Raw genomic sequence first — 12580 nt, 5'->3', positions numbered from 1 at the left:
CGATGATCGGCGTTTTTGACTCCGGGGTCGGCGGGATGACCGTCGCCAAGGCGATTGAAGACCTCTGTCCTGATCTGCCGCTGCTGTATTTCGGCGACATCGCCCGCAGCCCTTACGGCTCCAAAAGCCCCGAAGTCATCACCGAATGCTGCCGCCGCAACACCGATTTCCTGCTCAGTCAGGGAGCGGCGGCGGTGGTGATCGCCTGCAACTCTGCGGCGGCCACCGCCTCTGAAACCTTGCGGCGGCAGTATTCGGTTCCAATCATCGACGTGGTCGCTGCTGCTGTGGAAAAAGCGGCGGCAGTGACTGTCAGCGGCAGAATCGGCATCATCGGCACCAGAGCCACCGTGCGCTCGCAGGTGTATGAGCGGCGGCTGGAGGCGGCGCGGCCCGGCTGCAAAATTTTCAGCCAAGCCTGCCCGCTGCTGGTTCCCCTTGTCGAGGAGGACTGGCTTGACGCTCGCGAGACCAAAATGATTCTGCGCCGTTATTTGCAGCCGCTGCGCCAACAGCAGATCGACACGCTGATCCTTGGCTGCACGCATTATCCTCTGCTCGGCAGGCTGATTCAGACCCGGATCGGCAGGCGGGTGCGGCTGATTGACTCTTCAGCGGAAGCGGCCCGGCACCTGAAAGAATTTCTTGATAAAAATCCCGATATCGCTTTAAATAGGGCGGAGCGCGGGCGGCAAAGCCGCTTTTTTGTTTCTGACTCCACCGGCCCGGTGCAGCAGCTCGCTGACCGCATTTTTGGCCGACCTATTCATTTGGAAAAAGTAGATGTTTAATCCGGCATTCCGTAATTTTCTTTTCCTTCCCCTCCTGCTTTTTGTTCTGCTGGCCGCTGATTTGCGCGGAGCCAGAGCCGCCTCCGAGACGGAGTTGCGGCAGCAGGTCGAAAAAATTCAGCAGCTTTACCGCAGCCAGACCAGCTTCAGTTTTGATTTCCAGCAAATCACCCGCAGCGGCAGACGCGACCGACACGGCGCGGGCAGCAGCGTATTTTACCGCCCCGGCAACGGCAGTCCGGGCATCATGCGCTGGAACTACACTGAGCCGGACAAGCAGATTATTCTCAATGACGGCAAGCAGCTTTCTGTTTATACGGAAAAAGACAAGCAGGTGCTGATTTCCTCAGCGGCGGAGCTGGAATCTGACATCACCGCTTCGCTTTTTGCAGGCAGCCGCAATTTGACTGATGATTTTGATGTTCAGCCTGCGCAGAGCCGCTTTGTTTCCAGCGCAGCAGCGGGGCAGGATATTCAGATCGCGCAGCTTGTGCCAAAAAAGCCGCACGGGCAGATTAAAACGGTGCATGTCTGGTTTGACAGCAAGTCCAACATCCGCAAGCTGGTGATGGAAGATCATTTCGATACGCTGACGGAATTGCTTTTCAACAACATCAAGTTTAATGAGCTGCCTGCGGGTTCTGCTAAAGTTACCGAGGAACTTGTCCGACTGGATTTGCCGCCGGGGACTGAGGTGGTGAGACAGTAAAAGAGGCGATTAGCAATCGTTTGTAACGATATGTCAGGAGGTCATATGAAGAAACTTCAGAATATCAATGACAGGTTAACGATGTGCTTAATTGAAGCGGTTAGAGTTTCTTATCTAATTGCTGAATCAAATTATAATAATTTATTAGAACTGCTAAGAATATTTAATAACTCCCACACGGATTCCGTCGTATTGATTTATTCTTCGGCATGGACATTGATTGATATGCTGCATAGATATGGTGATTGCATAGGAAAAATACGTGGGCTTTCTCATAAAGATGAGAGGTACTCAAATTTTGATACTTGCCTGAAAGAAGTAAATTCTTTTAGGAATTATATACAGCATTTATCTGGATCAAAAACTTCTAAAAAATTAGCAAGAAATGATGTTTATCCAGTAATGGGTGCATTATCTTATTCACTTGATGGATTGACCTCAAAAACAATATCATACGCAACACTGCCAATTGGAACTAGTTTTAACACTTTAGCTTATAGCTCAAATGAGGAAAAATATGAGATAGACATTAAAATTGGCTGCCTTGACATGGAGTTATCGTTAATGAAATTGATGGAGAAACTAAAAGGTTGTCATTCTTATTTAAACGAATTTCTTCTCTCCAAAAAATACATTTCAACTGAAGATTTAATGGTTAATTACCTTGAAAGTGGGCCTATATCTAAGCAAGTAATTTCCGATGAAGGAATAGATGTCTCTGATGGTTACAGAGATATCTTAGATGCTCATTCAAAAAATGAATTACTTCGATTAAAAATGACAATAAATTAAATAAAACTAAAATATTCAGCGTGTATAGTTTTTTATCTGTTTGTCCAGTATCATATTTAATTTAAGAAAAAATGAGTTATGTAGATTCGTTGTCAATGTTATTTCTGCCTGCATTCCAACCATGACCCAAGAATCCTTTGCAGACCTGTTCCAAGAAAAAACCGTCACTGGCCAGCAGCTTCGGCCCGGCGACAAGATAGAGGCGGTGATTGCCGACATCAGCGGCGAGAACATCTTTCTTGATCTCGGCGGCAAGAGCGAGGGCCTTCTCAGCGCAGCCGAATGCCGCAATGAAAACGGCGAGCTGACTCTCGGTGTCGGCGACAAGATCACCGTCTTTTTTCTTGCCCAGCGCGGCGGCGAGCTGGTCTTCACCACCCGCGTCGGCTCTGGCCGGGCGGGCAGCGCGGAGCTGGAGCAGGCGTTTGCGGCGGGCATTCCGGTCAAGGGCAAGGTGACGGCGGAGATCAAAGGCGGCTTCCAAGTGACGGTCGCCGGACAGCGCGCCTTCTGCCCGTACTCGCAGATGGGCCTGCACCGCACCGAGTCGGCGGAAACGTATCTGGATCAGGAAATGGTCTTCAAGATCATTGAGTTCGGCAAAAAAGGCCGCAACATCATCGTCTCCGCCCGCGCCCTGCTGGAAGAGGAGCGCGAGCAGCGCAGGGCGCAGCTGCGTGAGAGCCTGCACGAGGGCGACCGCGTCGAAGGCACAGTCAGCTCCATCCGTGATTTCGGGGCCTTTGTTGACATCGGCGGCGCGGACGGCCTGATTCCTATCTCCGAGCTGGCTTGGGGCCAAACTGCCAAGGTTGAGGATGTTCTCAGCATTGGCCAGCGGGTGGCGGTGCTGGTGAAAAAAATTGACTGGGACAAAGAGCGCATCTCCCTCAGCCTGCGCGACATGCTGGAAAATCCGTGGGATCGGGTCGAAGAAAAATACCTGATCGGCAGCGTCCACAGCGGCACGGTCTCGCGGCTGGCCGCCTTTGGCGCGTTCATCACGCTGGAGCCGGGCATTGACGGCCTGCTGCACATCTCCAAACTCGGCTCTGGCCGCCGCATCCACCATCCCCGCGAGGCGCTGTCCGAAGGCCAGGCGGTGACAGTGAAGGTGGACGGTGTGGACAAAGCCCAGCAGCGCATCTCCCTTGCGCCGGAAGACTACGTCGCCAAAGAGGAAGATGAGGACAAGAGCTGGACTCCGCCGCCGAAAGAGGCTCCCAAGTCAATGGGCACTTTTGCTGACCTGCTCAACAAGGCGGCGGCGAAGCGGCGGTAAGTCGGCAGCTCACTGATCCGGCCTGCCGCCTTTGAGCTGGCCCAGCATCTGCTCCACGCCTGCGTAGTTGAGCGGATCAATCCAGCCGCTGAGTCCGGCGGCAAGCAGGGCTGGATGCTCCGGCGGCATGGCCTTGAGCGCGGCGGCAATCTGCTTGGCCAGTTCAGGATCAGCGTCCGCCGTCCGGGCCAGCGGAAAGCCCGGATACAGCAGCGTTGAGCAAAGGTAGGGGAAATCCGGGTGAAATTTCTGCTCCAGGATTTTGACATCCTCCAGCCTGAGCGCGCCCGCCGCCGCCATCTGCTCCAAGAGGCCCGCAGGCAGAGTGCCAGCGTCGACCTGCCGGTTGAGAACGGCTTTGACAACCGCCTGCGGAGTGTCAAAAAAACGAAGGGTGGAGAGCCAAGTGTAGGCATCCAGCCCTGCGTCGAGAAATTCCTTTTCCGCCATCCGCCACCCTGCGAAGGACCAGCGCCGCAGCGCGCCGAATTTTCTGCCTTGCAAATCGGTCAGGCCGTTGACCGCCCCGTTTTCCGCCGCAGTGAAAAGCGCCGCGCCGATCTGCTCTGTGCCGACCTCCGCATTTTTCATCGTCAGCACCGCCGCCGCGCCATGCTCTCTGCTTGCGGCCAGATACATCGCCGGATCAGCAGTGAAAAAATCCACCCGGCCCGCCGCGACCGCCGGCAGCACCTCATGGAACTCCAAGGGCAGCACAGTCACAGGCCGCCCCAGCTGTTCAGCGAGATACTCCCCGGTTGCGCCCCATTGCCGCATCCCTTTAAACGGGCCGTTCCATGAAAGGAAGCCGATGGTGACGCTTTCCGCCGCTTGAGCCGGTCCGGCGGCCAGAACAAGCCAGACGGCAGCCGCCGCCAAAATCAGTCTGTTCATCATTTTTTCTCCTCCAAACGGAAAATCCGCAGCCTTTGCTTGAACAGGCGCGGCAGGACGGATATAATTCATCTTCCGCTTTTGCCGCGCTGAATAATTAACAAATTGGTATTCATAGAATTATCGCACAACCAGCGGCAAAGTCAAGGACAGCGGCCCTGCCGCGCGGCCTGCGGCCGGAAGAAAGATTTTGATTTCAGGTCCGGATATGCTATTCTTGGTAATGGCGGAGACCGGAAACACGCGCAGACCGGCTCCGGCGCAGACAACCATCCGAAGAGACGGAATTTTCTTATGCATCATCACTTTTTTGATCTCTTGTGAACATCAGACGAGCTGCCATCCATGTCTGATAAATCGCAAATTCTCATCGTTGACGACGACCTGCTTTTTGTCAACGATCTTTACGAGCTGCTGCGGGCATACGATCAGTTCGACGTGCTCACCGCGACCAGTCCCGGCGAGGAGCTGTACAAGCTCAAGCATGAGAAAATCGCGGTGCTGGTGGTCAACCTTCATGCCGAAAGTCTTGACGCGCTGGAAGTGCTGTCGCTGGTCTCGACCTCCTACCGCCATGTCCAGTGCATTGTCATGACGAAAGGCGGGCATCCCTCGCACAAGCTGGTCGAAAATTATCCGAGCAAGGACTCCATCTACCTCTACGCGGCCAAGCCGGCCAATCTGGAGGTCATCGGCTGCGCGATATTGGAAAGCCTTCAGCGGCTGGACGAGAACGACTATCATCCCGGCATCTCGGCGGCAAAAATTGACGCGCTCTTTGAGGCCGCCGGACGCACCGCCCGCGTCTCGGTCCGCTTCGGAGCGAAAAAGCACGGTCTGCTTGATTTTGACAAAGGCAGGCTGGTCAACGCGGTCTGCGAGAAAAAACGCGGCGCCGAGGCGGCCTTGGAAATTTTTGAATGGGCGCCGCCCGGCTTCATCATTGAATCCGAGGCGGGCGGCGGCGAGCGGGTCATCAGCCCGCATGAGCTGGAAACCATCCGCGTGACCTCAAGGCTGAAACGGAAGGCCGCTTTGGACGGCGGACTGGGGCCGGCTGCGGACAGAACCGAGGCGCAGAAAATCAGCCTGTTCATCGTTGACGACTCCAAGATGATGCGCAAGGTGATCGCGGGCATCTTCAAGGACGATCCCTTTGTTCAGGTGGTGGGCGAGGCGGAGAACGGCGAGGAGGCTCTTCAGCTCATTCCTCAGCTCAAGCCGGACGTGGTGACGCTGGACGTGGAGATGCCGGTCATGGACGGCCTCAAGACCATCAAGCATCTGATGATTCAGGCGCCGACCCCGACGGTGATGCTCAGCTCGATGACCCAGGACGGCGCGGTGGTGACGTTTGACGCGCTCAAGTACGGCGCGGTGGATTTTGTCTCCAAGCCCTCGCGCAACGCCGAAGTTGATCTCAACGAGCAGACCAAGGAAATCGCCCGCAAGGTGCATCTGGCTGCTGAGGTCGAGCTGGAGGCGGTGCGCTATGTCCGGGCTGTGAACAAGAACAAGCAGGCCGCTTTTCCGTCCGGCTCCCGCTGCGAGAAAATTGTGGCTGTCGGCGCGGCAGAGGGCGGCTACGGCGCGCTGCTCAAGCTCCTGCCGCATCTTTCCGCCGAATATCCCGCCGCCTATTTAGTCATGTTCTACGCCCCGTCCAAGCATCTGGACGCATTTGTCGAATACATGGACCGCTTCTCGCCGCTCAGGATCAAACGGGCCGCGAACAACGAGCCGCTGGAGCCGGGCTGCTGCTATTTCTCCTCCGGCGAGGACTACATGACCGTGCATGAGCGCGAGGAAGGGCTGGTGCTGCATCTTTCCGCCGCGCCCTTCGCCACGCAGCGCGGCTCGATCAACATGCTTTTTTTTTCGGTGGCCGAGGTGATGCAGGACGACGCGGTGGCGGTGATTCTTTCCGGCGTGGGCGAGGACGGCACCGAAGGCATGGCCGAAATCCTCCGCGTCGGCGGCGCAGGCATCGTCCAGGACCCGGCGGGCTGCCTCTACCGTGACATGCCTTGGTCGGTCTCGGCGCACTGCCGCGAGGCGGCGGTGCTGCCGGACGCGGACATCCCGGAGACCATCCACGGAATTTTGGCGGCATGACGCTGCAACGAGGCGGAATTCCGCAGGCGGTTCGCGAACCAACCGCCCCTGCGGTGCGAAACGCGCCTGCCGAACGCGATCGCAGGCAAAAATGTTTGCCATTCACGGTGGTTTCGCGGGGATTGAAATGAATCCCGTAGGGGTGGTTCGCGAACCACCCCTACACATCAAATGACAAAATGCGTTACGACCCGGCAATTCATCATCGCCGTTCCATCCGCTTGCAGGGGTATGATTACACGCAGGCCGGGGCGTATTTTGTGACGATTTGCACCCAAGGGCGGGAATATTTGTTCGGGGAGATTGCGGACGGGCAGATGCGGCTGAACGCGGCAGGAGAAATTGCCGCCGCAACGTGGGAATGGCTGGCCGCCCAGCATAGTTATGTGGAATTGGACGCATGGACGGTCATGCCGAATCATCTGCACGGCATCCTTGTTCTGCTGGACGTTTCTTCAGAAAAGAAGAAACCTCTGGGTCGGCTGATCGGCGCATTTAAAACGGTGTCCACCAAACGGGTCAACGCATTGCGCGGGGCAGAGAGCGTGCCGTTGTGGCAGCGCAATTATTGGGAGCGGGTCATTCGGAATGAACAGGAATTGCAGGCCGTCCGGGAATATATTCAGAATAACCCGGCCCGATGGGCGGAAGATCAATTGAATGCGGATGCCGCACCGTCCGGCATGATCCGAATTCCGTAGGGGCGGTTCGCGAACCGCCCGTACACGCGAACCGCCCGTACACGGTCCGCCTCTGCACGCAGACGCATCAAAAATACAAAAAACGTCCGCCCCCTGCACGGCAGGCTTGCGGAATTTTGAAGATGTCCATATAAACAAGGAAACGAGTGCGGAATTATTTTTTCAAGACAGGAGGGAATGAGGACAACATGGGCAGGAAGCGTGGAGCGCGGCTGAACCCGGTTTCCCCAGGAAACCGCAGTCAGGAGGCGGCAGGCGGGCGGAACCGCAGGCCCGCAGTCCCGGAATCGAACCAGAGACAGGAGGGAACAAGGGAATGAAACGTCAAGAGGCAAAAACAACCTTTAAAGAGGGCTGGGGCCTCCGGTGGAAGCTCATGGCCCTGCTGCTCATGGTAGGAACGGTGCCCTACCTGATCAACGCGTTGATGGACTATTACTCCTCACGGAGCGCGTTGACGGAACGTGCCTACGCCCAGCTTGAGTCTGTCCGCGAGCTGAAAAAGAAAGAGATTATCCGGTATCTGGAAGAGCGTCAGGGCGACATGACCATTCTCTCCCAGATCATGGCCGGTCTTCAGGCCGAGGCGCTCGCCAAAATGCAGGGCTTCGAGGCCGCCAAGAAGCAGGCCATCGAGCGCTTCCTGAACAAACGCTTCGCTGACGCAAAGGTTTTCGCCGTCGGCCTTTCCACCGTCAGCGCCCTTGAGGAGCTGAAGCAGGCCTTCCGTGAGGAAGGAGGCCGCACCGGCGGCAGCATGTGGAACGGCTACAAAGAAAAGTACGACCCGATGTTCAAAGAATACGGCGCCGTGCACGGTTATGAGGACATCATGCTGGTGTCCGCTGACGGTGACGTTGTCTACTCTTCCGGGGAAGAATCTGACCTTGGCCAGAACTTGGTCAAAGGCAGCCTGAGGGACAGCGGCGTGGGCCGGGTCTTCGCCAAAGCACTCAAAGAAACGAGCTTGGAGGACTATTCCGCTTACGCGCCGGCCAACAACCAGCAGACGCTGTTCATCGGCACGCCGGTGAAAAGCGACGGCCAGACCATCGGCGCGGTCATCATTCAAATTCCGCCGAAAGACATCAACGCCATCGTGCAGGAGCGCGAGGGTCTGGAGAGCACTTTCGAGTCCTTCATGGTTTCCGGCAGCCCGGACAGCCCCAGGCTGGCCTCAGACCGCATCGTCAAGCAGGGCAAGATCGGCGATGCCAAGATGGACGAAAACGCCAAGGATGTTCTCGCCGGTCAAAAAGGCTTCTTCTACCAGATCGGCCCGACGGGTCTGTTCGAGCTGACGACCTTCCTGCCGCTGAACGTGCCGGGCGTGAACTGGGGTCTGGTCACCACCGGCGCCCTGACCGAGATTCTCGTGCCCAAAGCGGCAGGCGAGACCGAGGATCTGCTGAACAAGTACGCCAAGGCGTATGACTACTTCGACATTTATCTCGTCAACGCCAAGGACGGCTACTGCTTTTACTCGGTCAAGCGGGAAAAGGAGTTTCACGCCAATCTTTTCAGCGATCCTCAGTTTAAAGACACCAACTTGAGCAAGGTTTTGCAGGCCGCCCGCGACAACCGCAAAGTGCAGCTGGCCGATTATGCTGACTATGCGCCCGCCGGCAGGCCGCTGACCTTCCTTGCCGCGCCGATCATGGAAAAAGATCAGGTGCAGGCCCTTGTCGCCGTCCGTCTGACCAACACCGTTCTCCAAGCCTACATGGATGAGAAGACCGGTCTGGGCGAGACCGGCGAGACCTTTATGGTCGGCGCCGAGGATCAGCGCCCCCGTTCTGACTCCCGTAAAGGACTCAAGCTCCTTCAGGAGCAGCCGCTGAAAACCATTCTGGTTGAAGAGGCGGTCAAAGCGGGCGAGAAAGGCGTGGTAACCCCGTCTGTTGACTACGTCGGCGACGCGGTCATCGGCGCGGCGGTGCCTCTGGAGCTGAAAAAGTACCTTGGAGTCAACTTTGACTGGATCATGGTCTCCAAGCTCGACACCAAAGAGGCGCTTGCGGCGGTTGACGCGGCAAGAAACCGCGCCTTGATCGCCGGTGTCATCATCATCATCGCCATCGCCGCGATGGCCTGGTTCATCGGAGGCTTGTTCGCCAAGCCGATCGTATCCATCGCCGAAGTTGTACGGCAGGTTGCTGCGGAGCGGGATCTGACCCTGAACGTGCCGGTTGCTTCGGGCGACGAGGTAGGACAGATGGCCGCGCAGTTCAACGAGATGCTCGTCGAGCTGAACAAGTCGTTCCGCGAGGTCGAGCAGGTTTCGCAGAAAGTAGCGAGCAACGCCCAGGACGTGGCAGGCCGCGCCTCTGCAAACCGTGACCGTGCTGAGATCGAGGTGAAGCAGTCTGAAAAGACGCGGGAGCTGCTGGAGACCATGGGCTCCACCGCCCAAGAGGTTGCGAAGGGCGCGAAAGCCCAGCAGGAATCAGCGCAGAAATCCCAGCACACCATCGCCGAGCTGCTCCAGTCGATGAACACCGTAAGCAGCGCGGTTATCAAGCAGTCAAAAGAAGCTGAGACCGTTACCGACCGCGTAGGCGCCATGGGTCAGACCGGCGCGATGGTTGTGGCCACGTCGAACGAGCAGGGTAAAATGGTTATGCAGGTGACGGCCTCGATGAACGAGATCACCGCCGCCGTGCGCAACATGGGCCAGGCGATCAACAACGCCACCTCCCAGGGTCAGGAGTCGCTGAAAGCCGCCAACCAAGGCCGCGTCGCGGTTGAGAACACCGTTGCCGGTATGCGCGCCATCGCTGAGTCCTCCGGGCAGATCTCGGAAATCATCAGCGTTATCACCGAAATCGCGGAGCAGACCAACTTGCTGGCTCTGAACGCCGCGATCGAGGCCGCCCGTGCCGGTGCGCACGGCAAGGGCTTCGCGGTCGTTGCAGACGAGGTTGGTAAGCTGGCCCAGCGTTCCTCTGAGGCCGCGAAAGAGATCACCCAGCTGATCAAGGACTCGACCGCGAAAGTTGAGGAGGGTACGAGATACTCCGAGCAGCTGCAAGGCGCGCTGGCGCAGATCGATGCCAGCGGCCGTAACAACATGAAGTCGATTGAGGAGATCGCGACGGTCGCCCAGGTTGTCGAGCGCGACATCCAGAGCGTCCAGGGCTTGGTGCAGCAGCTGAACAAAATGGCCCAGGAGATCGCCACGATGGCAGGCGAGCAGGGTGTCCGCCGTAAAGCTGCGGAGGATGCCCTTGGCGCGATGGTTCAGCAGTCTCAGATCATCAGCGCGCTGGTTGCCGAAGCGACCGCAGGCTCGTCCGCCATTGACGGCGAGATGCGCGAGATTGTGCGCCGCACCGAGATGCTCAACGAGCTGGTTGCCCAGCAGGGCCAGCGTTCCGCCAACGCGATCAAAATCGCCCAGCAGTCCTTTGAGGGCGCGAAGAAGACCGTGGAAGGCGCGGGCGTGGTCGTAAGCATCACCGACCAGCTCTCGGCGGCTTCTGCCGACCTGCGGCAGCAGGTTGAGCAGTTCAAGCTCTAACCCGCCGGAACGCCTCTTGTCCGCTGCTCCGCGTCTGTCCGTTCGGGCTTCAGGCGCGGAGCAGTCTGCTTTCAACGAAAACGCGGGCTGCCCCGCGCAACGAGGAGACCAATTCATGCCTGAAACATTCGCAGCTGAAAAACGGGCGGCTGACCGGGAAGAGAAAGAGCAGCTCATGCAGCTGGTCGGCTTCACGATCGGCAAGGAACAGTTCGGGGTCGACATACTCATGGTGCAGGAGATCATCCGCTCCGCTCCGATCACCTCGGTGCCCAACTCCCCGGATTTCATTGAGGGAGTCATCAACCTGCGCGGCAACATCATTCCGGTCATCGAGCTGCGCAAGCGGCTGAATCTCTACCGGAAGGAGAACTCCGCCAAGGACGCGTGGATTCTGATCCTCGACATCGGCGGCCGCGTCACCGGCTTCATTGTTGACTCGGTCACCAAGGTTCTGAAAATTATGGAAAGCACGATTGAGCCGCCGCCGGACGTGGTCATGGCCGGGCTGGCGAACCGCTACATCAAGGGAGTCTGCGACATCGGCGGCAGCCTTCTCATCCTGCTGGATTTCAACCGCATTCTGATGGCGGATGAGCTGCAGCAGCTCAGTTCACTCAACGGAGAATAACTCAGATGAGCAAACGGGTTCTGGTTGTCGATGATTCCTCCATGATGCGGAAGATGATCGTCAAGCTGCTTCAGCCGCCGGGACACATCGTGGTCGGGCAGGCCAAGAACGGCATCGAGGCCATCGAGCTGTACAAGGAGCTGAAGCCCGACATCGTCACCATGGACATCACCATGCGCGACATGGACGGCCTGGCGGCGGCCAAGGAGATCCTGCGTTATGACAAGTCCGCCCACATCATTTTTCTCTCCAACCTTGACGAGGAGGTCTATCGGGCCGAGGTGGAGAAACTTGGCGCGCGCGGCTTTGCCAGCAAGCACAAGGCAAAGGAAATTTTGGACATGATTGAGGCGGAGGAGCAGGACGGAGACCGGAGTCCCGGCGCCTGAGGCGCGGCGCGGCCTGCGGGCGCTGCCGCATGAACGATCTTCAACCCGGATTTGTCGCCTATGTCAACCTCGTCTCAGGAAGCGGAAGGCATGAGTCTGAAGAGCAAGGCTCTGGCTTTCTTCATGTCAGCTCTGCTGCTGACCCTGCTCGCGGGCGCGTTCGTCCTGAGCGGCGGAGGCCGGCCGCTGGCCGCCCTTGCGGCTCTGGGCCTGCTCCTCTGCGTTCAGGCCGCCGCCCTGCTCTTTTTTCAGGCGCAGGTGCTGAAGCCGCTGGCCGGACTTCAGGCCGCCGCCCGGCTGATGACCGACGGCCACTTGGACCGCCTGCACCGGGTCAGCCGCGCCGACGAGATCGGCAGGCTGGCCGAGACTGTCAACGATCTGGCGGTCAACATGCAGGAGGTGCTGCTCTTTGTCTGGAACCACAGCCAGGAGAGCCGCGATCTGCTGGAGCGGATCGCCGAGCGGGCCGCCGCCGCACCCCCGGACGCTGTCCTTGAGGAGGACATTGAGCGGATGCGGGAGGAGAACGACAGTCTGAAGGACATCGTCACCTCGTTCAGCTATTTTGAGATCAGGCTGGAGCATGAGCGGATGCTGGCTGAATCCGACTGCGGCTCCGGCGGACGCTGCTGCGGAGGAGGCGCCGCCTGCAAATCGCCTGCCGCTTTGGAAGAATAAGGAAGAGAAAGCCGCGTCCGGCGGAGGGGCCGGGCCGGAAACGCTGCAAAAAACTTGACAACCTGCATGGTCGGA

At 58.0% G+C, this 12580-nt stretch carries 11 protein-coding genes; 10 read left to right on the top strand and 1 reads right to left on the bottom strand.

Annotated elements, in window-relative coordinates; translation table 11 throughout:
• Positions 1 to 2: 2 nt before the first annotated feature.
• The 4 genes from murI to rpsA all read left to right on the top strand — a co-directional run bounded on the left by murI (position 3) and on the right by rpsA (position 3574).
• Complete coding sequence (gene murI / locus ACNKH3_RS05065; protein ID WP_417916762.1) at positions 3 to 791, top strand: glutamate racemase; 789 nt, start codon at positions 3 to 5, stop codon at positions 789 to 791.
• Positions 784 to 1500 carry a LolA family protein gene (locus ACNKH3_RS05060; protein ID WP_417916763.1) on the top strand — a complete coding sequence of 239 codons (717 nt, stop codon included), beginning with the start codon at positions 784 to 786 and terminating at the stop codon, positions 1498 to 1500. The genes murI and ACNKH3_RS05060 overlap by 8 nt, the downstream gene beginning before the upstream one ends.
• A gap of 45 nt (positions 1501 to 1545) precedes the next feature.
• On the top strand, positions 1546 to 2292 hold the full coding sequence (locus tag ACNKH3_RS05055; RefSeq protein WP_417916764.1) for a hypothetical protein: 747 nt from the start codon (positions 1546 to 1548) through the stop codon (positions 2290 to 2292).
• Between the two features lie 121 nt (positions 2293 to 2413).
• Complete coding sequence (rpsA, locus tag ACNKH3_RS05050; protein ID WP_420208465.1) at positions 2414 to 3574, top strand: 30S ribosomal protein S1; 1161 nt, start codon at positions 2414 to 2416, stop codon at positions 3572 to 3574.
• A 9-nt stretch (positions 3575 to 3583) separates the two neighbouring features.
• Here rpsA and ACNKH3_RS05045 read toward each other — a convergent pair whose 3' ends face one another.
• Complete coding sequence (locus ACNKH3_RS05045; RefSeq protein WP_420208464.1) at positions 3584 to 4468, bottom strand: phosphate/phosphite/phosphonate ABC transporter substrate-binding protein; 885 nt, start codon at positions 4466 to 4468, stop codon at positions 3584 to 3586.
• A gap of 345 nt (positions 4469 to 4813) precedes the next feature.
• On the opposite strand from ACNKH3_RS05045, the gene ACNKH3_RS05040 reads away from it, so the two are divergent.
• The 6 genes from ACNKH3_RS05040 to ACNKH3_RS05015 all read left to right on the top strand — a co-directional run bounded on the left by ACNKH3_RS05040 (position 4814) and on the right by ACNKH3_RS05015 (position 12505).
• Positions 4814 to 6583 (top strand): chemotaxis protein CheB, encoded by a 1770-nt coding sequence (locus ACNKH3_RS05040; protein WP_420208463.1) that lies wholly within the window; start codon positions 4814 to 4816, stop codon positions 6581 to 6583.
• 179 nt (positions 6584 to 6762) lie between these two features.
• Positions 6763 to 7284: a transposase gene (locus ACNKH3_RS05035; RefSeq protein WP_420208462.1), complete on the top strand. Its 522-nt coding sequence runs from the start codon at positions 6763 to 6765 to the stop codon at positions 7282 to 7284.
• Between the two features lie 316 nt (positions 7285 to 7600).
• Positions 7601 to 10804: a methyl-accepting chemotaxis protein gene (locus ACNKH3_RS05030; RefSeq protein ID WP_420208461.1), complete on the top strand. Its 3204-nt coding sequence runs from the start codon at positions 7601 to 7603 to the stop codon at positions 10802 to 10804.
• Between the two features lie 115 nt (positions 10805 to 10919).
• Complete coding sequence (locus ACNKH3_RS05025; protein ID WP_417916282.1) at positions 10920 to 11435, top strand: chemotaxis protein CheW; 516 nt, start codon at positions 10920 to 10922, stop codon at positions 11433 to 11435.
• A gap of 5 nt (positions 11436 to 11440) precedes the next feature.
• On the top strand, positions 11441 to 11824 hold the full coding sequence (locus tag ACNKH3_RS05020; RefSeq protein WP_417916281.1) for a response regulator: 384 nt from the start codon (positions 11441 to 11443) through the stop codon (positions 11822 to 11824).
• 60 nt (positions 11825 to 11884) lie between these two features.
• The gene (locus ACNKH3_RS05015; RefSeq protein WP_420208460.1) at positions 11885 to 12505 is read left to right on the top strand and encodes a HAMP domain-containing protein; all 621 of its coding nucleotides are present in this window, start codon (positions 11885 to 11887) and stop codon (positions 12503 to 12505) included.
• Positions 12506 to 12580: the final 75 nt, after the last annotated feature.

The sequence above is a fragment of the Candidatus Electronema sp. JC genome (assembly GCF_048287365.2).
In the GTDB taxonomy this organism is placed as follows: Bacteria; Desulfobacterota; Desulfobulbia; order Desulfobulbales; family Desulfobulbaceae; genus Electronema.
This window is presented reverse-complemented; position numbering and strand designations above follow the sequence as displayed.